Source organism: Pseudomonas sp. SWRI50 (assembly GCF_014269095.1).
GTDB lineage: Bacteria > Pseudomonadota > Gammaproteobacteria > Pseudomonadales > Pseudomonadaceae > Aquipseudomonas > Aquipseudomonas kermanshahensis.
Map to the genome: position 1 here is coordinate 18,836 of NZ_JABWRW010000001.1, position 25,347 is coordinate 44,182.

At 61.5% G+C, this 25,347-nt stretch carries 29 protein-coding genes, 1 tRNA gene and 1 pseudogene; 22 read left to right on the plus strand and 9 right to left on the minus strand.

All coding sequences use genetic code 11. The features are described from left to right. Positions 1-132 precede the first annotated feature (132 nt). Positions 133-1,242, minus strand: a complete 1,110-nt coding sequence (gene mnmH / locus HU750_RS00090; protein WP_186675512.1) for a tRNA 2-selenouridine(34) synthase MnmH — start codon at positions 1,240-1,242, stop codon at positions 133-135. Beyond that, the gene (selD, locus tag HU750_RS00095; RefSeq protein WP_186675515.1) at positions 1,242-2,276 is read right to left on the minus strand and encodes a selenide, water dikinase SelD; all 1,035 of its coding nucleotides are present in this window, start codon (positions 2,274-2,276) and stop codon (positions 1,242-1,244) included. The genes mnmH and selD overlap by 1 nt, the downstream gene beginning before the upstream one ends. A 127-nt stretch (positions 2,277-2,403) precedes the next feature. On the opposite strand from selD, the gene HU750_RS00100 reads away from it, so the two are divergent. Genes HU750_RS00100 through phnE form a run of 4 tightly spaced genes read left to right on the plus strand, consistent with a single transcriptional unit; the run spans position 2,404 to position 5,655 of the window. Next, on the plus strand, positions 2,404-3,258 hold the full coding sequence (locus HU750_RS00100; RefSeq protein ID WP_027595519.1) for a putative selenate ABC transporter substrate-binding protein: 855 nt from the start codon (positions 2,404-2,406) through the stop codon (positions 3,256-3,258). A gap of 11 nt (positions 3,259-3,269) precedes the next feature. After that, entirely contained in the window at positions 3,270-4,070 is an 801-nt protein-coding gene (locus HU750_RS00105; protein ID WP_186675523.1) for a phosphonate ABC transporter ATP-binding protein, read from the plus strand. Beyond that, positions 4,064-4,891 carry a PhnE/PtxC family ABC transporter permease gene (locus HU750_RS00110; RefSeq protein ID WP_099428361.1) on the plus strand — a complete coding sequence of 276 codons (828 nt, stop codon included), beginning with the start codon at positions 4,064-4,066 and terminating at the stop codon, positions 4,889-4,891. Before HU750_RS00105 ends, HU750_RS00110 begins: the two co-directional genes overlap by 7 nt. Continuing rightward, positions 4,888-5,655 carry a phosphonate ABC transporter, permease protein PhnE gene (phnE, locus tag HU750_RS00115; protein ID WP_186675527.1) on the plus strand — a complete coding sequence of 256 codons (768 nt, stop codon included), beginning with the start codon at positions 4,888-4,890 and terminating at the stop codon, positions 5,653-5,655. Before HU750_RS00110 ends, phnE begins: the two co-directional genes overlap by 4 nt. 29 nt (positions 5,656-5,684) lie before the next feature. Here the strand turns inward: phnE and HU750_RS00120 are convergent, their stop codons facing one another. Continuing rightward, complete coding sequence (locus HU750_RS00120) at positions 5,685-6,575, minus strand: bestrophin family protein (RefSeq protein WP_027595523.1); 891 nt, start codon at positions 6,573-6,575, stop codon at positions 5,685-5,687. Positions 6,576-6,767: 192 nt separating this feature from the next. Here HU750_RS00120 and HU750_RS00125 point away from each other — a divergent pair. Continuing rightward, positions 6,768-6,923, plus strand: a pseudogene (locus HU750_RS00125) (type II toxin-antitoxin system RelE/ParE family toxin); the annotation flags it as partial. Further along, positions 6,920-7,216: an addiction module antidote protein gene (locus tag HU750_RS00130; RefSeq protein WP_186675529.1), complete on the plus strand. Its 297-nt coding sequence runs from the start codon at positions 6,920-6,922 to the stop codon at positions 7,214-7,216. The pseudogene HU750_RS00125 and the gene HU750_RS00130, both read left to right, overlap by 4 nt. A gap of 10 nt (positions 7,217-7,226) precedes the next feature. Here HU750_RS00130 and HU750_RS00135 read toward each other — a convergent pair whose 3' ends face one another. Both HU750_RS00135 and HU750_RS00140 read right to left on the minus strand, forming a co-directional pair. Continuing rightward, positions 7,227-7,706, minus strand: a complete 480-nt coding sequence (locus tag HU750_RS00135) for a GNAT family N-acetyltransferase (protein WP_186675532.1) — start codon at positions 7,704-7,706, stop codon at positions 7,227-7,229. 93 nt (positions 7,707-7,799) lie between these two features. Then, on the minus strand, positions 7,800-8,447 hold the full coding sequence (locus tag HU750_RS00140) for a S1 family serine peptidase (protein WP_027595527.1): 648 nt from the start codon (positions 8,445-8,447) through the stop codon (positions 7,800-7,802). Positions 8,448-8,917: 470 nt separating this feature from the next. Between HU750_RS00140 and HU750_RS00145 the strand changes: the two genes are divergently transcribed. Next, entirely contained in the window at positions 8,918-9,340 is a 423-nt protein-coding gene (locus tag HU750_RS00145) for a bleomycin resistance protein (RefSeq protein WP_186675535.1), read from the plus strand. A gap of 256 nt (positions 9,341-9,596) precedes the next feature. On the opposite strand, the gene HU750_RS00150 is transcribed toward HU750_RS00145, so the two are convergent. Next, a tRNA-Leu gene (locus HU750_RS00150) sits at positions 9,597-9,681 on the minus strand. Positions 9,682-9,787: 106 nt separating this feature from the next. Here HU750_RS00150 and queA point away from each other — a divergent pair. From queA to HU750_RS00180, 6 genes are all read left to right on the plus strand, one after another. Further along, positions 9,788-10,837, plus strand: coding sequence for a tRNA preQ1(34) S-adenosylmethionine ribosyltransferase-isomerase QueA (gene queA / locus HU750_RS00155; RefSeq protein WP_027595528.1), 1,050 nt, complete (start codon positions 9,788-9,790; stop codon positions 10,835-10,837). Between the two features lie 14 nt (positions 10,838-10,851). Next, positions 10,852-11,967, plus strand: coding sequence for a tRNA guanosine(34) transglycosylase Tgt (gene tgt / locus HU750_RS00160; RefSeq protein WP_077068621.1), 1,116 nt, complete (start codon positions 10,852-10,854; stop codon positions 11,965-11,967). A 42-nt stretch (positions 11,968-12,009) separates the two neighbouring features. Further along, positions 12,010-12,345: a preprotein translocase subunit YajC gene (yajC, locus tag HU750_RS00165; RefSeq protein WP_027595530.1), complete on the plus strand. Its 336-nt coding sequence runs from the start codon at positions 12,010-12,012 to the stop codon at positions 12,343-12,345. Positions 12,346-12,409: 64 nt separating this feature from the next. After that, the gene (gene secD / locus HU750_RS00170) at positions 12,410-14,272 is read left to right on the plus strand and encodes a protein translocase subunit SecD (protein ID WP_027595531.1); all 1,863 of its coding nucleotides are present in this window, start codon (positions 12,410-12,412) and stop codon (positions 14,270-14,272) included. A gap of 10 nt (positions 14,273-14,282) precedes the next feature. Then, the gene (gene secF / locus HU750_RS00175; RefSeq protein WP_186675538.1) at positions 14,283-15,191 is read left to right on the plus strand and encodes a protein translocase subunit SecF; all 909 of its coding nucleotides are present in this window, start codon (positions 14,283-14,285) and stop codon (positions 15,189-15,191) included. A 120-nt stretch (positions 15,192-15,311) separates the two neighbouring features. After that, positions 15,312-15,860 carry a glycine zipper 2TM domain-containing protein gene (locus HU750_RS00180; RefSeq protein ID WP_027595533.1) on the plus strand — a complete coding sequence of 183 codons (549 nt, stop codon included), beginning with the start codon at positions 15,312-15,314 and terminating at the stop codon, positions 15,858-15,860. A gap of 128 nt (positions 15,861-15,988) precedes the next feature. Here HU750_RS00180 and HU750_RS00185 read toward each other — a convergent pair whose 3' ends face one another. Continuing rightward, positions 15,989-17,413 carry a class I adenylate-forming enzyme family protein gene (locus HU750_RS00185; protein WP_186675542.1) on the minus strand — a complete coding sequence of 475 codons (1,425 nt, stop codon included), beginning with the start codon at positions 17,411-17,413 and terminating at the stop codon, positions 15,989-15,991. Positions 17,414-17,764: 351 nt separating this feature from the next. Between HU750_RS00185 and HU750_RS00190 the strand changes: the two genes are divergently transcribed. Then, a complete protein-coding gene (locus HU750_RS00190) occupies positions 17,765-18,481 on the plus strand; it encodes a LuxR family transcriptional regulator (RefSeq protein WP_186675545.1) in 717 nt (238 codons plus the stop codon). A gap of 3 nt (positions 18,482-18,484) precedes the next feature. On the opposite strand, the gene HU750_RS00195 is transcribed toward HU750_RS00190, so the two are convergent. Further along, positions 18,485-18,715, minus strand: coding sequence for a hypothetical protein (locus HU750_RS00195; protein ID WP_027595536.1), 231 nt, complete (start codon positions 18,713-18,715; stop codon positions 18,485-18,487). Between the two features lie 138 nt (positions 18,716-18,853). On the opposite strand from HU750_RS00195, the gene HU750_RS00200 reads away from it, so the two are divergent. Then, positions 18,854-19,447 carry an acyl-homoserine-lactone synthase gene (locus tag HU750_RS00200; protein ID WP_027595537.1) on the plus strand — a complete coding sequence of 198 codons (594 nt, stop codon included), beginning with the start codon at positions 18,854-18,856 and terminating at the stop codon, positions 19,445-19,447. 123 nt (positions 19,448-19,570) lie between these two features. Here the strand turns inward: HU750_RS00200 and suhB are convergent, their stop codons facing one another. Continuing rightward, positions 19,571-20,389, minus strand: a complete 819-nt coding sequence (gene suhB, locus HU750_RS00205; protein ID WP_027595538.1) for a type III secretion system regulator SuhB — start codon at positions 20,387-20,389, stop codon at positions 19,571-19,573. A gap of 151 nt (positions 20,390-20,540) precedes the next feature. Here suhB and trmJ point away from each other — a divergent pair, with 151 nt between their 5' ends. The 7 genes from trmJ (at position 20,541) to hscB (ending at position 25,333) form a co-directional block, all read left to right on the plus strand. After that, the gene (gene trmJ / locus HU750_RS00210) at positions 20,541-21,296 is read left to right on the plus strand and encodes a tRNA (cytosine(32)/uridine(32)-2'-O)-methyltransferase TrmJ (protein ID WP_027595539.1); all 756 of its coding nucleotides are present in this window, start codon (positions 20,541-20,543) and stop codon (positions 21,294-21,296) included. A gap of 3 nt (positions 21,297-21,299) precedes the next feature. Beyond that, positions 21,300-22,085 carry a serine O-acetyltransferase gene (gene cysE, locus HU750_RS00215; protein ID WP_027595540.1) on the plus strand — a complete coding sequence of 262 codons (786 nt, stop codon included), beginning with the start codon at positions 21,300-21,302 and terminating at the stop codon, positions 22,083-22,085. 179 nt (positions 22,086-22,264) lie between these two features. Then, the gene (gene iscR, locus HU750_RS00220) at positions 22,265-22,756 is read left to right on the plus strand and encodes a Fe-S cluster assembly transcriptional regulator IscR (RefSeq protein WP_027595541.1); all 492 of its coding nucleotides are present in this window, start codon (positions 22,265-22,267) and stop codon (positions 22,754-22,756) included. 47 nt (positions 22,757-22,803) lie between these two features. After that, on the plus strand, positions 22,804-24,018 hold the full coding sequence (locus HU750_RS00225; RefSeq protein ID WP_027595542.1) for an IscS subfamily cysteine desulfurase: 1,215 nt from the start codon (positions 22,804-22,806) through the stop codon (positions 24,016-24,018). A 46-nt stretch (positions 24,019-24,064) separates the two neighbouring features. After that, entirely contained in the window at positions 24,065-24,451 is a 387-nt protein-coding gene (gene iscU, locus HU750_RS00230) for a Fe-S cluster assembly scaffold IscU (RefSeq protein ID WP_003248539.1), read from the plus strand. Positions 24,452-24,479: 28 nt separating this feature from the next. Further along, positions 24,480-24,803 carry an iron-sulfur cluster assembly protein IscA gene (gene iscA / locus HU750_RS00235; protein ID WP_027595543.1) on the plus strand — a complete coding sequence of 108 codons (324 nt, stop codon included), beginning with the start codon at positions 24,480-24,482 and terminating at the stop codon, positions 24,801-24,803. 8 nt (positions 24,804-24,811) lie between these two features. Then, on the plus strand, positions 24,812-25,333 hold the full coding sequence (gene hscB / locus HU750_RS00240) for a co-chaperone HscB (RefSeq protein WP_027595544.1): 522 nt from the start codon (positions 24,812-24,814) through the stop codon (positions 25,331-25,333). Positions 25,334-25,347: the final 14 nt, after the last annotated feature.

The window sequence follows — 25,347 nt, forward strand, 5'->3', positions numbered from 1 at the left end:
TTGCGTCGCGAAAGGGCCGCACAGCGGCCCCAGATTTCGGCGTCATAGGGCCGCTGTGCGGCCCTTTCGCGACGCAAGGCCGCTCCTACAGACGACGGTGGTGCAAGGTGTTTGGCAACTGGCTAAGCGGCCTCAGTGTTGCTGCCTTTGCGCGCGGGCCTTGAGGTATTCGCGCACCTCCACGGCATCCCCTGCAAACTCGATACGCTCAGCCTTGGCATCGCGCTGATAGGCATACATCGGGTCGTAATACTCATTCAGCAACCCTTCGATCCAGCCCCGGTGCAGCTCCACCGCGCCGCTGCGCTGTTGCTCATCCAGGGCTTGTTGCAAGATGGCGGACAAGCGTTGGCAGCGTTCACCACCCAGGCGCTTGTGGATATTGGCCATGCTCGACAGCATGCGTTCGGCAAACAATCGGCGGCCCTCTTCGTCGCCGTGCACATCGACGAACTCTGCGCTCAGGTTGACCACGTAATCGCGCAGGATACGTTCAACACGCTGCTCGAAACTGTCCTCCAGCCATACCAACGGGTACTGCTGCATGCCTTGATACAAAGCCAGCGGCACGGTGCAGCTGCCGACGATACGGCCTTCATCTTCGAGCACGAACTGCTCGATGCCACGCGCGCGCTTTTTCAGCACATCGATGGCCAGCTTGTTTTCGAAGCCGATTTGCGCGGGCTGCGCGGTGGCACGCTTGCCGAAGCTGGAGCCACGGTGGTTGGCATGGCCTTCAAGGTCCAGCCCATTGCTCAACTGGTGCAGTACCTCCGTCTTGCCGGTGCCGGTGAGGCCGCCAATCAAAACGAAATCGCACTGCGCCACTGCCTGCTCAGTGGTGTCCAGCAGAAAGGTGCGCATCGCTTTGTAGCCGCCCTTGACCCGCGGGTAGTCGATACCCGCTTCATCGCGCAGCCACTGTTGAACGATCAACGAGCGCAGGCCACCGCGGAAACAGTACAGGTAGCCCTCGGGATGCGCCTTGGCGAAGCTGGCCCAGGCGTGCAGGCGTTCGCGCTTGGTCGCGCCACTGACCAGTTGGTGGCCAAGCGTGATGGCGGCGGCCTGGCCTTGCTGTTTGTAGCAGGTGCCGACCTTCTGCCGCTCCTGGTCGTTCATCAGTGGCAGGTTGACGACGCCCGGGAAGGCACCTTTGGCGAATTCGATGGGCGCGCGCATGTCCATCATCGGCACGTCGTTCAAAAATAGCGGGCGGAAATCAGTGCAGTCGGGACGCATCAGATCACCTCGACCGCGTTGCTCTGTCGCTCACCCAGCGTGCCGATGGGCGACAGTTGCAGGCCCAGTTCGGCTGCCACGGCCTGAAACTGCGCGTCACCCTCAGGGCTGACCGCCACCAGCAGGCCGCCGCTGGTCTGCGGGTCGCACAGCAGGTGCTTTTGCTCATCGCTCAGGGCGCCGATCTTGTGGCCGTAGCTTTCGTAATTGCGCAACGTGCCGCCCGGGATGCAGCCCTCAGCCAGGTAATGCTCGACACTTGGCAGGCGCGGTACGGCGGCGTAGTCCAGGTGCGCGGTGAGGCCGCTGCCGTCGGCCAGCTCCACCAGGTGGCCCAACAGGCCGAAGCCGGTGACGTCGGTCATCGCCCTCACACCTTCAAGCTTGCCGAAGCGGCTCCCGGGGGTGTTGAGGGTGCACATCCAGTCGCGTGCCAGGCCTTGGTCCTGCTCGCGCAGCTTGGCCTTTTTCTCGGCGGTGGTGAGGATGCCGATGCCCAGCGGTTTGGTCAGGTACAGGCGGCAACCGGCGGTGGCGGTGTCGTTGCGCTTGAGATGGCGCTTGCTGACCACGCCGGTGACGGCGAGGCCGAAGATCGGCTCCGGGGCGTCGATGGAGTGGCCGCCGGCCAGCGGGATGCCAGCTTCGGCGCAGACCGCGCGCCCGCCGCGGATCACTTCGCGGGCGACTTCCGGCGGCAGCACGTTGACCGGCCAGCCGAGGATGGCGATGGCCATCAAGGGGTCGCCGCCCATGGCGTAGATGTCGCTGATAGCGTTGGTGGCGGCGATGCGGCCGAAGTCATACGGGTCATCGACGATCGGCATGAAGAAATCGGTGGTCGAGACCACGCCGCGCTCTTCGTCCAGGGCGTACACGGCAGCGTCGTCGCGCGAAGCATTGCCGACCCAGAGGTTCGGGTCCAGGGCCTGGACGCCGCTTTCGGCAAGGATCACGTCCAGTACCTTGGGGGAGATCTTGCAGCCACAACCGGCACCATGGCTGTACTGGGTCAGGCGGATTGGCTCGCTCATACGTACCTCAGCAGATCAAATTGTTGCGCGATTGTAGCAAAGCTGGCCATTGCGCCATGGGCACTTATACTTTTCACGGTCGGCACGGCTGCCGACCCTTTAGCTGCCAATGACCCGGAGATTGCCCATGCTCAAACGCCCTCTGGCGCTCGCCGCCGGCCTCGTGCTGTCTTGTTGTGCCGTTGTCGCCCAGGCTGCTGAAACCCTTCGGGTCAGTGCCATCCCCGACGAAGCGCCCACCGAGCTGCAGCGTAAATTCAAGCCGTTGGGGGAGTACCTGGCCAAGCAGTTGGGCATGGAGGTGAAGTTCGTGCCGGTCGCCGACTACCCGGCGGTGGTCGAGTCGCTGGCCTCCGACCGCCTCGACCTGGCGTGGCTGGGGGGGTTCACCTTTGTTCAGGTGCACTTGAAAGACCCAAACGCCACGCCGCTGGTGCAGCGTGAGCAGGACGCGCAATTCACGTCCAAGTTCATCACTGCCAACCCCAATGTGAAGAGCCTGGCCGACCTTAAGGGCAAGTCGTTCGCCTTCGGCTCCATCTCGTCCACCTCGGGCAGCCTGATGCCGCGTTACTTCATGCTCAAAGAGAACAACATCAAGCCTGAGGACTACTTCAGCCGTGTGGCCTACTCCGGCGCCCACGACGCCACCGCAGCCTGGGTGCAGGCCGGCAAGGTCGATGGCGGGGTGCTCAATGCCAGCGTCTGGCAAAAGCTGGTGGACGCCGGCAAGGTCGATACCAGCAAGGTGAAGGTGTTCGCCACTACCCCGACCTACTACGACTACAACTGGACCGTGCGCGGCAACATGGCGCCGGCACTCAAGGCGAAAATCAAACAGGCGTTCCTCGACCTGGACCCGGCCAACCCCGAGCACAAAGCGATCCTCGACCTGCAGGCTGCCAGCCGCTTTATCGAGACCAAGCCTGAGAACTACCAGGGCACCGAACAAGCCGCGCGTGAGGCCGGCCTGCTCAAGTGACGTCCGCTCCGATGGCAATTGATCTGCACGATGCCAGCCTGCACCATGGCCAGGTCCGCGCGCTCGACGCGATAAACCTGTGCGTGGAGCAGGGCGAGCGGGTCGCGATTATCGGCCCCTCTGGCGCTGGCAAGTCCAGCCTGCTGCACCTGATGGCCACTGCTATCCAGCCCAGTACCGGGCGCCTGGCGCTGTTCGGTGAACAGCCCTGGCAGTTGTCTGGCAGGGCGCGTCAGCGCTTGCGGGCACGGGTTGGCTTGGTGCATCAGGCCCCGCCCTTGCCGCCGCGCCAGCGGGTTGTGACCGCAGTGCTGGCGGGGCGATTGGGGCAGTGGGGTATCATGCGTGGCTTGTTCAACCTGTTGTACCCGACCGATGTGCCAGGCGTGCGCCAGGCATTGGCCGAGCTGGGGCTGGCTGACAAACTGTTCGTCCAGTGCGGGCAACTGTCTGGGGGCCAACTGCAACGGGTAGGCATTGCACGGGTGCTGTATCAACGTCCGGACTTGCTGCTGACCGATGAGCCCGTTTCTGCGATGGACCCGGTGCTGGCCGACCACAGCCTGGCATTGCTCAATCGCCACGCCCAGGCCAACGGTGTAACGCTGGTGGCCAGCCTGCATGCGGTCGAGCTGGCGCTGGCGCACTTTCCACGGGTGATCGGCATTCGTGAAGGGCAGGTGGTGTTCGACAGCCCGGCCGAGGCGGTCAGCCCGCAGATGCTCGATGCACTCTATGCCAACGAACACTTGGCTTCGCCTCCCTTGCAGGAGCCTGCAGCAGTGCTGACGGTACAGATCCCGCGATGCTGAAGGCCCATGCCCGCGACCCGGCTGCCCTGCCACGGTTGCTGCTGACCCTGCTTGCTGTGGCGGTGTTATGGCCGGGCCTGCAGTTGAGCGAGCTGAACCCCGGCGTGCTGTGGCAGGCCGAAAACCGTCAGCAGATCGCCAGCTTCACCCAAGCGTTCTGGCCGCCGGCGCACGATGCCGCCTTTTTGCAGTTGCTGTACGAAGCCACCTTGCAGACCCTCGCCGTGGCCACGGCCGGCATGACCCTGGCGCTGGTGCTGGCGGTACCTGCCAGCCTGCTGGCCAGCCGTGCCTTGTCGTTGCGCGCGGCCTCCCGTGGCGGGCGGGCCGGGTGGTGGTCGCGGGTGCTGCGGCTGCCGGTACGCGGGCTGTTGATCTTTCTGCGCAGCGTGCCAGAAATCGTCTGGGCCCTGCTGTTCGTGCGTGCTGTGGGGCTTGGGCCAACGGCGGGGGTGCTGGCCATCGCCATTACCTACAGCGGCATGCTCGGCAAGGTCTACGCCGAAATCTTCGAGTCGGTCGACCAACGCCCGGCCCATGCCCTATTGCAGGCCGGCAGTGGTCGGCTGATGGCCTTTTTCTACGGCATCTTGCCCAATGCGGTGTCGGAAGTGGTGTCGTACACGGTGTACCGCTGGGAATGCGCGGTGCGTGCTTCGGTGGTGATGGGGTTTGTCGGCGCTGGCGGGTTGGGGCAGCAGATCGACCTGTCGATGCGCATGTTTGCCGGCGCGGAGGTGGCGAGCATGCTGCTGACGTTTCTGTTGCTGGTATCGCTGGCTGACCTGCTCAGCCGCTTTCTGCGAGGAAGGCTGGCATGAACCGGGCGATCAACCTGCTGGTGCTCGGCGTGATCATCGCAGCGGTGGTGGCCTCGTTCACCTATCTCGAACTGGACCTGCAGGCGCTGGTCGGTGATGGCGGGCTAGGGCAGATGGGCGAGTACGCGGGGCGCTTCCTGCACCCGGACGTGACCGTCGAGCATTTGCGCGCGGTCTGGCATGGCGCCTTGGAGACCTTGGCGATGTCCGGCCTGGGGACTTTGCTGGCGGTGGTGCTGGGGATGCTGCTGGCGTTACCGGCGGCGGGCCGCTTCGGCTGGCTGCTGCAGGCAGCGGCGCGGGTGCTGCTCAATGCCTTGCGGGCCATCCCGGAATTAGTCTGGGCGGCGCTCACCGTGCTGGCCGCAGGGCTTGGCCCGAATGCTGGGACCCTGGCCTTGGCGTTACACACCGCCGGCGTGCTCGGCCGCTTGTTTGCCGAGGCACTGGAAAACGCGCCGGCAGAGCCTGCAGCAGCCATTCGCTTGCAGGGTGGCAGCCAGGTGGCGGCATTCTGCTTTGGTACCTTGCCTAACCTGTGGCCGCAGTTGCTGGCTTACAGCCTGTACCGCTGGGAGAACAACATCCGCATGGCCAGCGTGTTGGGGTTTGTTGGGGCAGGTGGGTTGGGGCAGATGCTCTACACCACCTTGAGCCTGTTCCAGGAGGCGCAAGCCAGCACGGTGATCATCGCCATGCTGGTGCTGGTGTTGCTGGTGGATGCCTTGAGTGATGTGCTGCGCCAGCGCTATGTGCGCGCCTGACTGGGGCTGCCGGGCAGCCCGCGCAAGCATCAGGTGGTCAGTTCGCCATGCTGCGCTTCCCGTTGCATCGACTCCAGGTTGCGCTCGATCGTCTCGCAAATGGTGTCCATCTGGATCTGGTGCTCGCTGAAGCGGAAGGGGCTTTGCAGGTCGGTGCCGATCCGCTCGATGGCCAGCAACATGAACCCCACCACCGTCGACGCCAGCGGTGTGAACCACTCCAGCGACTCGACCAGCCCCACCGGCACGATCAGGCAGAACAGCGTGATGAACAGCCGCGGAAAATACACATAAGGGTAGGGCAGCGGCGTATTGGCGATCCGTTCCATGCCGCCCTGGGCATTGGACAGGTCCACCAAGGTCGACTCCAGCCGCGCCAGGCGAATGCTGTCCAGGCGCCCGGCTTGGTATTCCCGCGCCAGCAGGGCTGCCGAGCCACTGAGGATGTCGTTGGCGAAGTTGTTGGAGCGGTTGCGCCGCTCGAACTCCGCCTGCGGGATGAACGCTATCAGTTCATCCGGGCAGCGGTCGCCCTTGAGGTGCGCAGCCAGGCAGTTCACATAGGCGATATGCCGGCGCAGCAAAGTGGCCTTGATCGGGTTCAGCCCGTCATCCGGGTCATCGATCAGCGTCAGCGTCTGCCGGGCAAAACTGCGCGAACTGTTGACCAGCGCACCCCACAACGTGCGCGCCTCCCACCAGCGGTTGTAGGCGCTGCTGTTGCGAAAGCTCACCAGCACCACCAGCGCCGAACCCAGCAAGGTCAACGGAATCAACGGCAGGGTGAACTTGCTGTTGAAGAACAGCATGAAATCGATGGTGACCAGCACATCCCAGATCAGCAGCCAGAACAGCGACCAGCCGATGTAACCAATGGTCTTCACCACCAAGCGGTACTTGCGGGCGATGATCTCTTTCACACGGGGTACCTCGAAACGCGGGGGATGCAGGATCGGACGTCGAGGGATGGGTATGGTTCGGCAGCTGATGTTGCAAGACATTTTTTTGGACGTGTTTGAAAGAAAAAACTGACTGAGGTATCAGACGCTCCTGAGTTCTCTTCGCAAAGGTGAAACGGCAAGGTAGACCGCTTCCCTATCTCGCATGAATGCGGTGTAAGTGAGCTTCGCATCGACGTTTCTGCAGGTTATCGAGTCTATTTCACGCGGAAGGGAGCCAAAGTGATTTTTCTGCTGGTGGGCGGAGACAAATCTTCCCAGACCGCCGATGTCCTCAAAGCGAGAAAGCTGGTGGAGGAAATGAAATGAGCGAAAAATTGATCCCTTTTGATATCGCCGACTTGCTTGACAGTGATGCAACAATCAGCGAATACCTCAGCCAGGTGCTATCCGATGGCGATACAGATGAGATTATCCGGGCCATCGGTCATATCGCTCGGGCACGGGGAATGACACAAATCGCTGCACAGAGTGGGTTAGGTCGAGAAAGTCTCTATAAAGCACTTAGCCCAGGCGCTAAGCCCCGCTTTGATACAGTGCTTAAAGTCATACGTGCCCTAGGCGTGGAGCTTTTTGTTCAGCCCCATACGTCGTCGCATTAGATTTCGCAGGCTAGGCCAGTACCTGCCTCATCTGCACCAACGCCACTCGCTTCCCATCCGGCGCCTGGCGTTCTTCGATGCCGAACGGCACAAAACCGAGCTGTGGATAAAGCAGCAACCCCGCCGTGTTGTGATTGAAGCACGACACCCAAATCTCTCGCGCCGCAAACTGTTCGCGGGCCAGCTCGATCATGGCGGTTACCAGGTAGCTCGCCACCCCATGGCCGCGGGCAGCTGGCGCCACCACCACGTTGCCCAGGGCGCACACGCCGCCGTGCTCGGCTTTGTAGAAGTTGGCGAAGCCCAGCACCATGCCGCTGCCTTCCACCACCGTAGAGCCGTTGCGCTGGGCGATGGCGTCGGTCAATTGCGCGGGTGTCAGGGGGTAGGTGGCTTTGGGGAACATGTAGAACAGTTCGTCCGGGCCCTGGGGGAAGCAGCAGATGGCGGGGATGTCGCTGGGCTGAACAGGGCGGTGGCTGAGGTGCATGGCAGGTCCTTTTGCAGTGCGTTGGCTGGCCGTTTGCGGCCAAGCCCCGCTCACAGGCTAGCACTGCCTCAGTGGCAGATCACCGCCGACTGCTCACGGCTTGGCAGCCACCGCCACAATCCCCTTGATCGCCGCAGGCGCATGAGGCTTGGCCTTGCGTGCCAGCAGGTACTGGAAGCGCCGCCATTCCTTGTCGATCTCGCTGTACGACATGAACACGCTGACACGCTCTTTATCAGCGAGGTCCGGGCGAGTGCGCGCATCGATCTCGTTCTTAGGGATGAACGCAATGTTGATACCCACCACCTGCCCATCATCGGCGAACACTGGCCCGCCAGACATGCCCTTGACCATCGGGCCGTCGTGCAGCGAGTAGAAGACACTGCCCGGTGTACCTTCAAGGCGCACCAGCGACGGCAACGCATGGCCCTTGCCCTGCACGGGAATCATCAGGCTGTTGAAGCCGACCGCCGTCACCGACTCACCCGGTACGTATTGCCGCCAATGCGGCACCTCGCTGGCCTTGTGCTTGAAGAACACCACATCGCCGAGGCCCTCATGGACCACGTTACGCAGGAAGGGGGTGTGTTTGGCGGTCACTGCGTAGTCTTCGTTCCACTGGATGGCGCTGGCCATCAGCAACAGCGGCAGCGGCGCACCTGAGGTGACCACGAAAGCCTGGCTGTAGACGGGATCGGAGACGTAGGACGTTGGCACTCCATTGCACCCACTCAGCAGCATCAGTGCTGCCAGACAGGGCACGGTTGTTTTCATGTGTCACACAGTCGTGGAGAAATGGGGGCGCAAATATGGCTAAGAGCCATCATGCTGGCAATACTTTGTGCATATATCCGACGAGTGACATCTTAAGTAGGGGGGAGGGTAATGGCCAATAGATTCCCGACATGGCTGCAGGGCTGACAGTCAGGCGTGCGGCGTCAATTTGGTGGGTGGGTTGGAGGCCGTTGTTTTGGTGCTTTTTTCAGTTGAGGTGAGCTGCGATGAGCTCAATTGAGCTGCATTGAGCTGCATCCGCAGTGCCATGATCTCGTTGGCTGAACTGGATAGTCTGGCGTTGCATAACTGCGCCCGGTACCAGCTGGGCATGAGGCAGGTGCAAGCTTGGATCGAGGCGGGGCGGCCACGTTGAGCGGGCATTGCCACCCATTGCTCGAGTCTGTTTTCAGATCAAAATTGAAAGGAGTCAATAAATGCTGAAACTAAATTCCCTTGTACCCGAGCTTATCGTTTCCGACCTTACGCGAAGCCTTGCCTTCTACTGCGACATCCTTGGCTTCAGGGTCGAGTATGAGCGTCCAGAAGACCATTTTGCCTTCCTGTCCTTCGGCGGCAGTCAGCTGATGCTGGAGCAGGACTGGCACAGTGAATCGCCATGGCGGGTAGGCCCACTTGAGCCGCCCTATGGGCGAGGTATTAACCTGTCTATCGAATGCCCAGACGCTTCAGCGCTGGTTACGGCACTGGAGGCGGGCGGGTATCCGCTTAGAAACCCAGTTGAAGAGCGTTGGTACCGCAGCGGTGAGTTTCTGTTCGGGCAGCGCAATTTTCTGGTGCTTGATCCTGATGGCTACTTGCTGCGGTTTGCAGAAGCTATTGGCAGCAAACCCTGCTGATTACTCTAGGCACTGTACAGTTGGCCCGATACACCTGTGAGCGAGACGTGGAGAACGGCGCGTGCTTGCCGCGACCTTGAGTAGTGGATTTGAGATCGAGCGCCGCCCGCGCGGCGCTCGTTCTTGAGAGCGCTGCAGATCTGAAGGCATGCACCTGTTAGCCACAGTGCAATGCCATGGCGCGTACCTGATGCCGCCCCCAGCCAAAATCCAGGCGAAAAAAAAACCGACCATAAGGTCGGTTTTTTCCGGATTTTGGTGCCCCGAGGGAGACTCGAACTCCCACTCCTTTCGAAAACGGATTTTGAATCCGCCGCGTCTACCAATTCCGCCATCAGGGCAGTGGCGCGCAGTATAGAGAGGTGCTTCTGGTCGGTCAATCGGGTTTCATGGTCAATTTTCACACATTGGGCTAAACTTCCCGGCCCTGCCGAACCGAACATCATCATGCGCGTCGCCGATTTTTCCTTCGAACTCCCCGATTCCCTGATCGCCCGCCACCCTTTGGCCGAGCGCCATGGCAGCCGTCTGCTGGTCCTCGATGGGCCGAGTGGCGCCTTGGTACATCAGCAATTCACCGACCTGCTCGACTATCTGCGCCCCGGCGACCTGATGGTGTTCAACAACACCCGGGTGATCCCGGCGCGGTTGTTCGGGCAGAAAGCCTCCGGCGGCAAGCTGGAAGTGCTGGTCGAACGTGTGCTCGACAGCCACCGGGTGCTGGCGCACGTACGCTCCAGCAAGGCACCCAAGGTCGGTGCGCAGATTCTCATCGATGGCGGTGGCGAGGCCGAAATGGTCGCGCGCCACGACACGCTGTTCGAGTTGCGCTTCACCGAAGAGGTGCTGCCACTGCTTGAACGCGTCGGGCACATGCCGCTGCCACCCTACATCGACCGCCCCGACGAAGGCGCCGACCGTGAGCGTTACCAGACCGTCTACGCCGAGCGTGCCGGTGCTGTAGCCGCACCCACGGCCGGCCTGCACTTCGACGAAGCGCTGCTGGAAAAGATCGCCGCCAAGGGCGTGGAGCGGGCCTTCGTGACCCTGCACGTCGGCGCGGGCACCTTCCAGCCGGTGCGGGTCGACAAGATCGAAGACCACCACATGCATAAAGAGTGGCTCGAAGTGAGCCAGGATGTGGTGGATGCTGTCCAAGCCTGCCGTGCCCGTGGCGGGCGCGTGGTTGCCGTGGGCACCACCAGCGTGCGTTCGCTGGAAAGCGCTGCGCGCGATGGCGTGCTCAAGGCCTTCAGCGGCGATACCGATATTTTCATCTACCCAGGCCGCCCGTTCCATGTGGTCGACGCCCTGGTCACCAACTTCCACCTGCCGGAGTCCACGCTGCTGATGCTGGTCTCGGCCTTCGCCGGCTACCCCGAAACCATGGCCGCCTATGCGGCGGCGGTTCAAGAAGGGTACCGCTTCTTCAGTTACGGTGATGCCATGTTCATCACCCGCAATCCGGCGCCACGCGGGCCCGAGGATCAAGCATGAGTCGCACCTGTCGAATGTCCTTCGAACTGCTGGCCACCGACGGCAAGGCCCGTCGTGGTCGCATCACCTTCCCTCGTGGCACCGTGGAAACCCCGGCGTTCATGCCGGTCGGCACCTATGGCACGGTCAAAGGCATGCTGCCGCGTGACATCGAGGCCATCGGCGCCGAGATGATCCTTGGCAACACCTTCCACCTGTGGCTGCGCCCGGGTACCGAGGTGATCAAGAAGCACAACGGCCTGCACGACTTCATGCAATGGAAAGGCCCGATCCTCACTGACTCCGGTGGCTTCCAGGTATTCAGCCTGGGCGCGATGCGCAAGATCAAAGAGGAAGGCGTGACCTTCGCCTCGCCTGTGGACGGCTCCAAGGTGTTCATGGGCCCTGAAGAGTCCATGCAGGTTCAGCGTGACCTGGGCTCGGACGTGGTGATGATCTTCGACGAGTGCACGCCATACCCGGCCGAGCACGATGTGGCGCGCACCTCCATGGAGCTGTCGCTGCGTTGGGCCCAGCGTTCGAAAAACGCCCACGCCGACAACACCGCGGCGCTGTTCGGCATCGTCCAGGGCGGCATGTACCAGGACCTGCGCATGCGCTCGCTGGAAGGCCTGGAGAACATCGGTTTCGACGGCCTGGCCATCGGCGGCCTGTCGGTGGGTGAGCCCAAGCACGAAATGATCAAGGTGCTGGATTACCTGCCAGATCAGATGCCCGCTGACAAACCTCGTTACCTTATGGGGGTAGGCAAACCGGAAGATCTCGTTGAGGGTGTGCGCCGCGGCGTCGACATGTTCGACTGCGTGATGCCGACGCGTAACGCGCGCAACGGCCATCTGTTCGTCGATACAGGGGTGATCAAGATCCGCAACGCGTTCCATCGCCACGATGAATCGCCGCTGGACCCGACCTGTGATTGCTACACCTGCACCAACTTCTCCCGCGCGTATCTCCACCACTTGGATAAATGCGGCGAAATGTTGAGCAGCATGCTGAATACCATCCACAACTTGCGCCATTACCAGCGCTTGATGGCCGGTTTACGCGAGGCTATTCAACAGGGTAAATTGGCCGCCTTTGTCGACGCCTTCTACGCCAAACGCGGGCTGCCTGTGCCGCCTTTGGGCTAACTGTCAGCACTAAAATATTAAAATTCAGTAATGGAGTGCCTCATGAGCTTTCTGATTCCCGCCGCTTACGCGGACGCAGCTGCACCAGCCGCCGGCCCAGCCGGTACCGGTTTTGAATGGATCTTCCTGGTCGGCTTCCTGGTCATCTTCTACCTGATGATCTGGCGTCCACAGGCCAAGCGCGCCAAAGAGCAGAAGAACCTGCTGGGCAACTTGCAGAAAGGTGACGAAGTTGTCACCAACGGCGGCATCGCCGGCAAAATCGTCAAAGTTACCGATGACTTCGTGGTGCTGGAAGTGTCCGACACCGTCGAGCTGAAGTTCCAGAAGGGCGCCATCGCCGCGACCCTGCCAAAAGGTACGCTCAAGGCTATCTGAGTTACCGGTTTTATTTTTCCAGTCGGGGCGCGCAACGCGCCCCGCGTCTTGAACGGGCGGCGTGATGCTGAACAAATACCCTCTGTGGAAATACGCACTGATCTTGCTAGTACTGGCGATCGGTTTTATTTATTCCGCTCCCAACCTCTACCCGGATGACCCGGCGGTGCAAGTCAGTGGTGCCAGTTCGGCGCTGCAGGTAAGCCAGGCCGACCTCGATCGCGTCACCAAGGCGCTGACCGATGCCGGTATCACCGTCAAGGGCGGCAGCCTGGGTGAGAAGGGCAGTGCGCTGATTCGCCTGACCAATCAGGAAGACCAGCTTCCAGCCAAGGATGTAGTGCGCAAGGCACTGGGCGATGATTACGTCGTGGCCCTGAACCTGGCACAAACCACTCCGCAATGGCTGCGCAACCTGGGTGCAAGCCCGATGAAACTGGGCCTGGACCTGTCCGGTGGTGTGCACTTCCTGTTGGAAGTGGACATGGACAAGGCCATGAGCGCCCGCATGAAGGTCTATGAAGGCGAGGTCAAAACCCTCCTGCGCAAAGAGCGCATCCGCTACCGCAGCCTGCCTCAGCAGGATGGCGGCATCATGCTGGGCTTCTCTGACGATGCAACCCGCGAGCAGGCACGTGCCCTGATCCGCAAGAATTTCAGTGATTTCGACCTGACCGCCACCGAGCGTAATGACCTCGCTGTGCTGCGTCTGGCGCTGACTCAGGCGAAAGTCGCCGAGATCCGTGAATACTCGATCAAGCAGAACCTGACCACCGTCCGCAACCGTGTCAACGAGCTGGGCGTGGCCGAGCCGCTGGTTCAGCGCCAAGGCGCCAACCGTATCGTGGTCGAGCTGCCAGGCGTGCAGGACACTGCCGAAGCCAAGCGTATCCTCGGCAAGACGGCCAACCTGGAGTTCCGCTTCGGTGCCGAGCCGGGTGCGTCCAAGGCGACCACCGAGGTCTTCGAATTCCGTGAGGGCGGCCGTTCCGCCCCGGTCGAGCGTGGCCTGATCATCACCGGTGACCAGGTCACCGACGCCCAGGCCAGCTTCGACGAGCATGGCCGTCCGCAAGTGAACATCCGCCTGGATGGCCACGGCGGCGAGCTGATGAGCCGCGCCACGCGCAGCAACGTCGGCCGCAGCATGGCGGTGATCTTCATCGAGCAGAAGCCCGTCACTCGCTACGTCAAGCAGACGGTCGACGGCGTCGAGAAGGAAGTGCCGGTACAGAGCTTCCAGGAAGAGAAAAAGATCATCAGCCTGGCGACCATCCAGTCGCCACTGGGCAGCCAGTTCCGTATCACCGGCCTGAATGGCCAGGGCGAATCGTCCGAGCTGGCGCTGCTGCTGCGTGCCGGTGGTCTGGCCGCGCCGATGTACTTCGCTGAAGAACGTACCATTGGCCCAAGCCTGGGTGCGGACAACATCACCAAGGGTATCGATGCTTCGCTGTGGGGCATGCTGTTCGTCTCGCTGTTCATCATCGCCATCTACCGCGGCTTCGGCGTGATCGCCACCGTCGCCCTGGCGGGCAACATGGTGCTGCTGCTGGCGCTGATGTCGCTGCTGGGTGCAACCCTGACCCTGCCGGGTATTGCCGGTATCGTGTTGACCATGGGTATGGCGGTAGACGCCAACGTGCTGATCTTCTCGCGTATCCGTGAGGAGCTCAAAGCCGGCATGTCGGTGCAGCGCGCCATTCACGAAGGTTTCAACCGCGCCTATACCGCGATCATCGACGCCAACCTGACCAGCCTGCTGGTCGGCGGCATCCTGTTCGCCATGGGTACCGGCCCGGTCAAGGGCTTTGCGGTCACCATGTCCCTCGGGATTTTCACCTCGATGTTCACCGCCGTCATGGTGACCCGCGCTATGGTCAACCTGACCTGTGGCGGGCGTGACATCAAGAAGCTGTGGGTTTGAGGGAGCTGCGATGAAAACCATCAACTTCATGGGCGTGCGCAATGTCGCGTTCGCCATCACTGTGCTCCTTACCGTCCTGGCGTTGTTCAGCTGGTGGCAGAAGGGCCTGAACTTCGGCTTGGATTTCACCGGCGGTACGCTGATCGAGCTGACCTACGAGCGCCCGGCCGACCTCAAGGCGGTACGTGCCGAGCTGGTCGAGTCCGGTTTCCACGAGGCTGTGGTGCAGAGCTTCGGCGCTACCACCGACCTGCTGGTGCGTATGCCGGGCGATGACCCGCAGCTGGGCAGCAAGGTTGCCGAGGCGCTGCAGAAGGCCGGCGGCGACAACCCGGCCACGCTCAAGCGCGTCGAGTTCGTTGGCCCGCAGGTGGGTGAAGAGCTGCGTGACCAGGGTGGCATGGGCATGCTCCTGGCCCTGGGCGGCATCCTTATCTACCTGGCCTTCCGCTTCCAGTGGAAATTCGCCGTGGGTGCGATTGTCTCGCTGATCCACGACGTGGTGGTGACGCTGGGTATTCTGTCGTTCTTCCAGATTACCTTCGACCTGACGGTATTGGCGGCGGTGCTGGCGATCATCGGTTACTCGCTCAACGACACCATCGTCGTATTCGACCGGGTGCGTGAGAACTTCCGCGTGATGCGCAAGGCGTCGCTGATCGAGAACATCAACGTCTCGACCACCCAGACCCTGCTCCGTACCATCGCCACCTCGGTGTCGACCTTGCTGGCCATCGCTGCGCTGCTGTTCTTTGGTGGTGACAACCTGTTCGGCTTCTCGCTGGCGCTGTTCATTGGCGTCATGGCCGGTACCTACTCGTCGATCTACATCGCCAACGTGGTACTGATCTGGCTGAACTTGAACAGCGAAGACCTGATTCCGCCAGCCAAGGCTGAGGGTGTGGACGAGCGTCCGTAAGGGCTTTTCCTACGCCGTTTGGCGAATCAAGAGGCGCGAGTATTGAACTCGCGCCTTTTTTTTTGCTCCAAGGCAGGGAGAAGGCGGGCCAAGTCCCGCGGGTATGATCAGGAGGTTCACGTGAATAAATCAATGCTGGTGGGTGCGGTGCTGGGTGCTGTCGGTGTAACTGCCGGAGGTGCTGTGGCGACCTACAGCTTGGTGAACAAAGGGCCTGAGTACGCCCAGGTCACCGACGTGCAGCCAATCAAGCAGCAAGTGAAGACGCCGCGTGAAGTCTGCAAGGACGTCACCGTGACGCGTCAGGCGCCGGTCAAGGACCAGCACCAGATCGCAGGTACGGTGGTGGGTGCCCTGGCCGGCGGCCTGCTGGGTAACCAGATCGGCGGCGGTACCGGCAAGAAGATCGCCACCGTGGCCGGTGCGGTCGGTGGTGGTTATGCCGGTAACAAGGTGCAGGAAGGCATGCAAGAGCGTGATACCTACACCACGACGCAAACCCGCTGCAACACAGTCCACGACATCAGCGACAAGGTCGTTGGGTATAACGTGAAGTACACCATTGGTGATCAGGTAGGGCAGGTGAAGATGGACCACGAGCCTGGCTCGACCATTCCCGTGGACAAGAATGGCAAGCTGATCCTCAGCGAGAATCAGGCCGGGCAGTGATCGCCATCTGCTGAAATCCGTTGTATCTGAAATCCCTTGTAGGAGCAGCCTTGTGCTCGGAAGAGGCCAGTGAAAACACCCTAGATCTACTGTGTTTTCACCGGCCTCTTCGCAGCACAAGGCTGCTCCTACATCACTGGGTGAGCGGTTAGCAGCTTGCGAAGCCGTACGCGGTCCGGCTTGCCGGTGGGGGTCAGCGGTATTCGCTCGAGTACTGTGACGCTGGCATTGATCCCCAGTCGGTCCAGCCCCCCGCTCAGCTCATTCAACCGCTCCTGGGCGTCAGCGATGTTGGCTTGAACCACCACCTGGGCGCGTCGACGATCCTGCTCGTCAATCAGCATCACCACCCGTTCGAATTTCATGGCCTGTGCAATCTGCGCTTCGAGGGCCGGTGCGAACTGGGTGCCTTGTTTCGTCAGCAGGGCATCGGTCGAACGCCCCATGGGCATCAGGCTTCCGTCGGGCAGGCGCCGGGCGATATCGCCGGTGGCGTAGGCTTGGTCCTCGCAGGGCATGGGGGGAGGTGGGAAGTACCCCGAGCCGCGGTGTGCGGAGCGCGCGATGATTTCGCCGACCTCCGGTTGCGCAGGGTCCAACGCTTTCAATGTGACCTCGACATCACCCACCGGGCGCATGCCGCAACCCACTTGCAGCCCAGGCGCGAAGTTGGCCAGGACCATGCCAAATTCCGTCGAACCATAGATCCGCTTCAGGTGCACACCTAAGTGGCGTTCGCACTCCAGCACCACATGGTCATCCAGGTAGGCCCCACCACAGAATGGTTTGCTCAGTGCCGGCAGGCGAATGCCGCGGCTTTGCGCGGCCTGGGCCAGCGCCAGGTACTGTGACGGCAACGCGCTCATCACGCTGATGCGTTGTTCGTGCAGGGTTTGCAGGGTGTTCTCGACCTGGGTGGCATCGCCCAGGTACAGCGTGGCGCCGGTCAGCAAGGCCGGGAACACATGCAGGTCCACCGCATGCCCGCCATCGAGAGTGTGAATGCTGAGGTAGCGGGCGCTGGCATCGAGGCCGGCGCTATCGACCCAGTGCATGATTTCCCGGTACAGCCTGTCCTGGCGCCACAGTGCCAGTTTGGGTGCCCCGGTGCTGCCGGACGTTTCCTGCATGCGCATTAAGCCGGCGCAGTCACGCCAGGCGGGTGTCTTGAGGTTGACGGGTGTCGGCGAGTGCAGGGTAAAGCCAGGGATGCCCAGGCCCGCCGGCACGATGCCGGCTTCGGTCACCAGCAGGGCGGCACCGACCTGGCCTAGACGCATGGCGCGTTGGTGGATGCTGCTGGCCACGCTTACAGGGCAATGAATCAGCCCCAGGCTGGCCATGGCGAACAACAGCGCGACATAACCGCTACTGTTGCCCAGTTGGGTGGCAACCACGTCGCCTTCGCGCAGGCCTGCGGCGTGCAGCCTGGCGCGCAATTGATCGATGTCATGCAGCAGTTCGCCGTAGCTGCGGGTCTTGCCATGGCTATCGACGATCGCCGGGTGGTCGCGATGGCGTGCAACCATGCTAAAGAACTGTTGCTGGAACATGCAGGGGTCTCCTTGGGGGGCAGCCGAACTACAGCTTCAGGTGTCTTCCCTTGCCGTCCATGTGCAAAGCGGTGCAGCCTGCCGGATGCAGGCTGGTGCCACGCTAGTTAATAGGCTGCGCGCGCCGCCTGGTACCTCCCAGAACAGGGAGGTTGTGGTGCGACTGGCAGTTTTATTACTGTCTTCGACCGCCTGTGTCGGGTGGGTAACTCGTCGGCGGGCACTATTCGCACGTTGATTTCAAAGTGCCACGTAATTATCTTATCGACCCACCTGAATGAGGGAGTCGATATTCCCTCGCGTGTCGTCTCGCCATGAGACCACCGTCAAACGGTGCCTACGAGGAAGGGAATGGCCCTACTGGTAATGGATGAGCTGCTGAAACTCGGCGAAATGGAGCGCTTTGAGGACTGGCTGGCTCACCTGAAACTCCTGACCCGCAAGCTGGGTTACTCGAACTTTCTGATCGGCCTCAAACCTGCCCCCACGGACGCTTGTCAGCAGGTGCTGATCTACAGTGATTACCCCGATGCCTGGCGTACGCGTTACGACGCCGAATCTTACGCGGCAGTCGACCCCGTCGTTCAGCACTGCCTGAGCGCCAACCGGCCACTGCTGTGGAACCGCGAGAACTATCGGGGGCCCTCAGAATCGGAATTCTTCGAAGAAGCCGCAGCGCACGGGTTGCAGCAAGGGCTGGCGCTGCCGCTGCATGGCCCGCGGGGCGAGGCGGGCATGCTGTGCCTCAAGCCGGATGAGAGCGGCGAGCAGGCGACTGCTGCGATGATCCAGTCCTTGCCCATGGCAACCCTGCTGCGCGATTACGCGATGGAAGGGATGCTCCGGGCGCGCATTGAATGCTCGGAACCTGTGCACCTGACCACCCGGGAGAAAGAGGTGCTGCAGTGGAGCGCGGCGGGCAAGACTACCTGGGAAATCTCGATGATCTTGTCGTGCACGACCTCGGCCATCGACTTCCACTTCAAGAACATCCGCCGCAAGTTCCAGGTCAGCTCACGCCAGATGGCGGTGCTCAAGGCCATCCAGCAGAAGTCGATCACGCCCTGAGTATCACTGTGGGCGTTGGGCCAGGTCGCTCTCCTCGAGACGGCCGCTGAGGTACAGGCGCAGCAGAATGTACACCGGCGCAGGCACTTGGCTGGTGCATTCGATGCGGCTGGCACAGGCCTGGCTGATGCCAAAGCGCGACCAGAACTCGGTCTGGCTCTGCTTGAGGCCCAGGCGCAGGCTGATGGCTTGATGGGCGACCTCGCGTACGGCGGAGGTATTGAGTAGCTTCATCCGGAATCCATCCTGCAAAAGCCGAAAAATTAACAAGCCCGAGTAACTTCGGCCACCTCCCAAATTAGGTAGGATTTTATTTATTCAGCGTGAATATACCGTGGGCGGCAACTCCAACCCCTGCCGGTATTTGCCCCTATGCTTATCTCCATTGATCGCCGCACTAACATCGACCCACAAGCGCTGAATGCGATGCACAAACTTCGGGCGCGTATTTTCAAGGTTAAAAAGATGTGGGACATCCCACTGATCAACGACATGGAAATCGACGGGTATGATGCGCTCGACCCCTATTACATGATCATCAACCGCGAGGACGAGGCGGGTTATGTGTGTGGCTGCTGGCGCATACTGCCGACGACCGGCCCTAACATGCTGGCGCACACCTTCCCAGAGCTGCTGCATGGGCACCCAGCGCCGTGCTCCGACGCGATCTGGGAGCTGAGCCGCTTCGCCATCGAGCTGCCGGACGGCAACCGGTTCGGCTTCTCCCAAGGCACCACGCAAGCGATTCATGCCATCGTCAACTATGCCATCAGTTGTGAGGTGAAGCAGTTCGTCACGGTGACCACGGTGGGCGTGGAGAAGATGTTGATTCGCCTGGGCTTGGATATCAGTCGTTTCGGTCCGGCATTGCAAATTGGCGTTGAACGCGCGGTGGCACTGCGCATTGAATTGAATGATAAAACCACGGCGGCCTTGGAAGCGGCAATCAATAGCAACTGCCATTGAATAGACGCCGGGTGTATTCACGCTGACTTGCCATCAAGTTGTATGACCTTCGCCATGCACAGCACACTTATAGCGCCCATAAAAAAAGCACCCCGAGGGGTGCTTTTCTAATACAGCCAGCGCTTAGCGCTTCATGCTCTCTGGCAGGTGCGGCTGAATAGCCGTCAGTACTGCTTTGAAGCACTTGATGTTGCCGGCGACGATGTGGCCTTTGTCGAGGAAGTCGTGGCCACCGTTGAAGTCGCTTACCAGGCCGCCTGCTTCTTGAATCAGCAGTACGCCTGCAGCCATGTCCCACTCGGCCAGGCCCGACTCCCAGAAGGCATCGAAGCGGCCGGCGGCGACGTAGGCCAAGTCCAGGCTGGCGGAACCTGCGCGGCGGATGCCGGCGGTCTGGCCAGTCAGGGCGCGGAACATGCCCAGGTAGTTGTCCAGGTCGGCCATTTGGTTGTCACGGAACGGGAAGCCGGTACCCAGCAGGGCGCCTTCCAGGCTGGTGCGCGAGCTGACGCGCAGGCGACGGCCATTGAGCTGGGCGCCACGGCCACGGCTGGCGGTGAATTCTTCCTGGCGAACCGGGTCGAGTACCACGGCGTGCTCGAGGCGACCACGGTATTTGCAGGCGATGCTGACGGCGAAGTGAGGGATGCCGCGCAGGAAGTTGGTGGTGCCGTCCAGCGGATCGATGATCCACAGGTAGTCCTTGCCTTCTTCGCCGGTGCCCGCGTGCATGCCGGTCTCTTCACCCTGAATGGAGTGGTTCGGGTAGGCTTTGCGCAGGGCGTCGACGATTTTCTGCTCGGCGGCGCGATCGACTTCGGAAACGTAGTCCTTGGCCTCTTTCTCATCGACCTTGATGCTATCCAGGCGTTCGATGGAGCGGAAAATCAGTTCACTGGCGCTGCGAGCGGCGCGCAGGGCGATATTCAGCATAGGCTGCATGGGCGGGTCACCTGGAGATGTTAAAGAAGAAAGCCGATCATTCTAGCAGAAATCTTTGACGGCAGAAGTGTCACATTTGCTTTCATGGCGTTACGTCCGTCGGTTCTGTAAGATCGAAGGCCCTGATATCAGCCTCTGAGAGCACAACACCGTGCTGCAAAATATTCGTGTTGTTCTGGTCAATACCAGCCACCCCGGCAACATCGGCGGCGCTGCACGTGCCATGAAAAACATGGGCTTGTCGCGCCTGGTGCTGGTGCAGCCGAAAGAGTTCCCTGCGGCCGAAGCCAGTGCACGTGCCTCCGGTGCCGACGATGTGCTGAGCAATGCCCAGGTCGTCGACAGCCTTGAGCAGGCGTTGGTCGGCTGTAACCTGGTCATGGGCACCAGTGCCCGCGAGCGCAGTATCCCCTGGCCGCTGATCGGCCCTCGCGAATGCGGGGCCAAGGCCGTGGAGCATGCGCTGGGCGGCGAGGAGATCGCCTTGGTGTTCGGGCGTGAACACGCCGGCCTGACCAACGAAGAACTGCAGCGATGTCACTTCCACGTGCACATTCCCTCGAACCCCGACTTCAGCTCGCTGAATCTGGCCGCCGCTGTTCAGGTGCTCTCTTATGAGGTGCGCATGGCTTGGCTGGCGGCCGAGGATGCACCGGCTAAAGTCGAGAAGGTCGACGCCAGCGAGCTGGCGACCATGGACGAAATGGAGCTGTTCTATGACCACCTGGAAAAGACCTTGGTGGACATCGGCTTCCTAGACCCCGAGAAGCCCAAGCACCTGATGGCGCGCCTGCGCCGGCTGTACGGGCGAAGCTCGGTCGAGCGTCCGGAAATGAGCATTTTGCGCGGCATCCTCACCGAGACCCAGAAAGTGGCTCGGGGCGAACCGCATAAAAGGAAGGGATGACAGATGTTCGAACGTCTGCGTGAAGATATTCAAAGCGTATTCCACCGTGACCCCGCCGCGCGCAATGCCTTCGAGGTACTGACCTGCTACCCGGGCATGCACGCCATCTGGCTGCACCGGCTGGGTAATGCGCTGTGGAAACGTGATTTCAAATGGCTGGCCCGGCTGGTGTCGAACTTCGGCCGCTGGATGACCGGGATCGAGATCCACCCCGGCGCCACCATCGGCCGCCGCTTCTTCATTGACCACGGCATGGGCATTGTCATCGGCGAGACTGCTGAGATTGGCGACGATGTCACCCTTTACCAGGGCGTCACCCTGGGCGGCACCAGCTGGAACAAAGGCAAGCGCCACCCAACCCTGGAAAACGGCGTGGTGGTAGGAGCGGGGGCCAAGGTACTGGGGCCGTTCACTGTCGGCGCCGGGGCCAAGATCGGCTCCAATGCGGTGGTGACCAAGGCTGTGCCGGCGGGGGCGACTGCCGTCGGTATCCCAGGGCGTATTATCGTCAAGAGCGAAGAGACCGAAGTCGAAGCCCGGCGCAAAGCCATGGCCGAGAAGATCGGCTTCGATGCCTACGGCGTCAGTGGCGACATGCCTGACCCGGTCGCGCGTGCCATCGGCCAGATGCTCGACCACCTGCAAGCGGTCGATGAACGCCTGGAGGGCATGTGCGGTGCCCTGACCAAAATGGGTAGCGACTACTGCGCCAAGGAGTTGCCGGCGCTGCCGGAAGATGACTTCACCGAAGTTGCCCAGGTCGCCCAGCGCGACACTCAGTCGCATTGATCGCGCCGCGCTGAAATCATAGTGACATACGGGGCGTGTGCGCACGCCCCTCGTCTGCTACAATCGCGGCCGCCTCCCGATGCAAAACCCGACTAAAGCAGTAGGTCTTATAGTTGACTTAAATGCTCGGGAATCGCATACTCGCTCACATCCTGTAACTCCCGTGGTACCCAATAGCCATGCGACTGACTACCAAAGGCCGATACGCCGTGACAGCCATGCTTGACCTGGCGTTGCACGCGCAGCATGGGCCGGTGTCTTTGGCCGACATTTCCGAGCGCCAGGGCATTTCCCTCTCTTATCTGGAGCAGCTGTTCGCCAAGCTGCGCCGCAGCAGCCTGGTATCCAGTGTGCGCGGTCCAGGCGGTGGCTATCAGCTGTCGCGGGGCATGGAAACCATCCAGGTGGCCCAGGTCATCGACGCGGTCAACGAATCGGTCGATGCCACCCGTTGCCAAGGCCTTGGGGATTGCCATGCCGGTGACACCTGCCTGACCCACCACTTGTGGTGCGATCTCAGCCAGCAGATCCATGAATTCCTCAGCGGCATCAGCCTGGCCGACCTCGTCAAGCGCCGTGAGGTGCAGGAAGTCGCCCAGCGCCAGGACCTGCGTCGTGTCGCAGGCCGATCCGCCCAGTTGGACAAGATTGAGACGTCCGCCGTCGACTGACCGTTATGACAGCGACGAGCGACGCCACCGCCTGATAGGAGATATCCATGAAGTTGCCGATCTACCTCGATTACTCCGCGACCACCCCGGTCGATCCCCGCGTCGCCCAGAAGATGGCTGACTGCCTGCTGGTCGACGGGAACTTCGGTAACCCGGCTTCGCGCTCCCACGTATTCGGCTGGAAAGCCGAAGAAGCGGTCGAGAACGGTCGTCGCCAGGTCGCCGAGCTGATCAACGCCGATCCGCGCGAAATCGTCTGGACCAGCGGTGCCACCGAGTCCGACAACCTCGCACTCAAAGGTGTCGCGCACTTCTATCAGACCAAGGGCAAGCACATCATCACCTCCAAGATCGAGCACAAGGCGGTCCTGGATACCGCTCGCCAGCTCGAGCGTGAAGGTTTCGAAGTCACCTACCTTGAGCCAGGCGAAGACGGCATCGTCACCCCGGCCATGGTCGAAGCCGTGCTGCGCGACGACACCATTCTGGTCTCGCTGATGCACGTCAACAACGAAGTCGGCTCGATCAACGACATCGCCGCCATCGGTGAGCTGACCCGCGCCCGCGGCGTGCTGTTCCACGTCGATGCCGCCCAGTCGGCCGGCAAGGTCGAAATCGACTTGCAAAAGCTGAAAGTCGACCTGATGTCGTTCTCGGCGCACAAGGTCTATGGCCCTAAAGGTATCGGCGCGCTGTACGTCAGCCGCAAGCCGCGTGTGCGTCTGGAAGCGATCATCCACGGTGGTGGCCATGAGCGCGGCATGCGTTCGGGCACCTTGCCGACTCACCAGATCGTCGGCATGGGCGAAGCCTTCGCCATTGCCAAGCAGGAAATGGCCAGCGAGAACGCTCGCATCAAGGCCCTGAGCGACCGCTTCTTCAAGCAGGTCTCGGACCTTGAAGAGCTGTACGTCAACGGCAGCCAGACTGCCCGCGTACCGCACAACCTGAACCTGAGCTTCAACTATGTCGAAGGCGAGTCGCTGCTGATGTCCCTGAAAGACATCGCCGTATCGTCCGGTTCGGCCTGTACCTCCGCTTCGCTCGAGCCGTCGTATGTACTGCGCGCTCTGGGCCGTAACGACGAGCTGGCGCACAGCTCGATCCGCTTCTCCTTCGGCCGCTTCACCACCGAAGAAGAAGTCGACTACGCCGCGCAGAAAGTCTGCGAGGCCGTTAACAAACTGCGTGAGCTGTCGCCGCTGTGGGACATGTACAAAGACGGCGTTGACATCTCCAAGATCGAGTGGGCCGCCCACTAAGCAGTCGCCGGCAAGAGCGGCTCCCTGATGAGGAAGGAATTGCACCATGGCATACAGTGAAAAGGTCATCGACCACTACGAAAACCCGCGCAACGTCGGCAAGATGAATGCCGAAGACCCGGACGTCGGTACCGGCATGGTCGGCGCGCCGGCCTGCGGTGACGTGATGCGCCTGCAGATCAAGGTCAACGAGCAGGGCGTCATCGAAGACGCTAAGTTCAAGACCTACGGCTGCGGTTCGGCTATCGCTTCCAGCTCCCTCGCCACCGAGTGGATGAAGGGCAAGACCCTGGACGAAGCCGAAACCATCAAGAACACCCAGCTGGCTGAAGAACTGGCGTTGCCGCCGGTCAAGATCCACTGCTCGGTACTCGCCGAGGATGCCATCAAGGCAGCCGTTCGCGATTACAAGCAGAAGAAAGGCTTGATCTAAGTCGCCTGTTGCGAGGTAAGGAGTTCTGATGGCTATCAGCATGACAGAAGCCGCCGCCAACCACGTGCGGCGTTCCCTGGAAGGGCGCGGCAAGGGTGAAGGCATTCGCCTGGCCGTACGCACCACCGGCTGCTCGGGCCTGGCCTATGTGCTGGAGTTCGTCGACGAAGTGGCGGGCGAAGACCAGGTATTCGAGAACCACGGCGTGAAGGTCATCATCGACCCGAAAAGCCTGGTGTACCTCGATGGCACCGAGCTCGACTTCGTCAAAGAAGGGTTGAACGAAGGCTTCAAGTTCAACAACCCCAACGTGCGCGGTGAGTGTGGCTGCGGCGAAAGCTTCAACGTCTGAGGCTGGCTGTGGGTACTCCTTGTCATTACGCTCTGTTTGATCTCCAGCCGTGCTTCCGGCTGGACCTCGACAAGCTGGCCACTCGCTACCGCGAGCTGGCCCGCGAGGTCCATCCTGACCGTTTTGCCGACGCTTCCGAGCGCGAGCAGCGGGTAGCCCTGGAGAAGTCCGCGGCCCTCAACGACGCCTACCAGACGCTGCGCAGTGCGCCGCGCCGAGCCCGCTACTTGCTGGCAATCGGTGGCCACGAAGTGCCCCAGGAAGTCACGGTCCATGACCCCGACTTCCTGCTGCAGCAGATGCAGTGGCGCGAAGAGCTCGAAGAGCTGCAGGACGAAGCCGACCTCGATGGTGTTGCTGTGTTCAAGAAGCGCCTGAAGGGTGCGCAGGACACGCTGAACGAGGATTTCGCCGCCTGCTGGGATGTGCCTGCCGAGCGCGAGAAGGCCGAACGCCTGATGCGCCGCATGCAGTTCCTCGACAAGCTCGCCCAAGAAGTGCGCCAACTGGAAGAGCGCCTCGACGATTAACCCGGCGTTGCCCG

Bases quoted from the DNA above. Each gene is read 5' to 3' on its own strand.
- HU750_RS00140 (WP_027595527.1), bottom strand. From the start codon at position 8,447: ATGCTGCTGAGTGGGTGCAATGGAGTGCCAACGTCCTACGTCTCCGAT.
- HU750_RS00195 (WP_027595536.1), bottom strand. From the start codon at position 18,715: ATGAAGCTACTCAATACCTCCGCCGTACGCGAGGTCGCCCATCAAGCC.
- HU750_RS00145 (WP_186675535.1), top strand. From the start codon at position 8,918: ATGCTGAAACTAAATTCCCTTGTACCCGAGCTTATCGTTTCCGACCTT.
- secF (WP_186675538.1), top strand. From the start codon at position 14,283: ATGAAAACCATCAACTTCATGGGCGTGCGCAATGTCGCGTTCGCCATC.
- selD (WP_186675515.1), bottom strand. From the start codon at position 2,276: ATGAGCGAGCCAATCCGCCTGACCCAGTACAGCCATGGTGCCGGTTGT.
- queA (WP_027595528.1), top strand. From the start codon at position 9,788: ATGCGCGTCGCCGATTTTTCCTTCGAACTCCCCGATTCCCTGATCGCC.
- HU750_RS00105 (WP_186675523.1), top strand. From the start codon at position 3,270: ATGGCAATTGATCTGCACGATGCCAGCCTGCACCATGGCCAGGTCCGC.
- HU750_RS00185 (WP_186675542.1), bottom strand. From the start codon at position 17,413: ATGTTCCAGCAACAGTTCTTTAGCATGGTTGCACGCCATCGCGACCAC.
- HU750_RS00225 (WP_027595542.1), top strand. From the start codon at position 22,804: ATGAAGTTGCCGATCTACCTCGATTACTCCGCGACCACCCCGGTCGAT.
- iscA (WP_027595543.1), top strand. From the start codon at position 24,480: ATGGCTATCAGCATGACAGAAGCCGCCGCCAACCACGTGCGGCGTTCC.
- HU750_RS00135 (WP_186675532.1), bottom strand. From the start codon at position 7,706: ATGCACCTCAGCCACCGCCCTGTTCAGCCCAGCGACATCCCCGCCATC.
- HU750_RS00190 (WP_186675545.1), top strand. From the start codon at position 17,765: ATGGCCCTACTGGTAATGGATGAGCTGCTGAAACTCGGCGAAATGGAG.
- tgt (WP_077068621.1), top strand. From the start codon at position 10,852: ATGTCCTTCGAACTGCTGGCCACCGACGGCAAGGCCCGTCGTGGTCGC.
- iscR (WP_027595541.1), top strand. From the start codon at position 22,265: ATGCGACTGACTACCAAAGGCCGATACGCCGTGACAGCCATGCTTGAC.
- yajC (WP_027595530.1), top strand. From the start codon at position 12,010: ATGAGCTTTCTGATTCCCGCCGCTTACGCGGACGCAGCTGCACCAGCC.
- secD (WP_027595531.1), top strand. From the start codon at position 12,410: ATGCTGAACAAATACCCTCTGTGGAAATACGCACTGATCTTGCTAGTA.
- HU750_RS00130 (WP_186675529.1), top strand. From the start codon at position 6,920: ATGAGCGAAAAATTGATCCCTTTTGATATCGCCGACTTGCTTGACAGT.
- mnmH (WP_186675512.1), bottom strand. From the start codon at position 1,242: ATGCGTCCCGACTGCACTGATTTCCGCCCGCTATTTTTGAACGACGTG.
- suhB (WP_027595538.1), bottom strand. From the start codon at position 20,389: ATGCAGCCTATGCTGAATATCGCCCTGCGCGCCGCTCGCAGCGCCAGT.
- HU750_RS00200 (WP_027595537.1), top strand. From the start codon at position 18,854: ATGCTTATCTCCATTGATCGCCGCACTAACATCGACCCACAAGCGCTG.
- HU750_RS00100 (WP_027595519.1), top strand. From the start codon at position 2,404: ATGCTCAAACGCCCTCTGGCGCTCGCCGCCGGCCTCGTGCTGTCTTGT.
- iscU (WP_003248539.1), top strand. From the start codon at position 24,065: ATGGCATACAGTGAAAAGGTCATCGACCACTACGAAAACCCGCGCAAC.
- HU750_RS00110 (WP_099428361.1), top strand. From the start codon at position 4,064: ATGCTGAAGGCCCATGCCCGCGACCCGGCTGCCCTGCCACGGTTGCTG.
- cysE (WP_027595540.1), top strand. From the start codon at position 21,300: ATGTTCGAACGTCTGCGTGAAGATATTCAAAGCGTATTCCACCGTGAC.
- phnE (WP_186675527.1), top strand. From the start codon at position 4,888: ATGAACCGGGCGATCAACCTGCTGGTGCTCGGCGTGATCATCGCAGCG.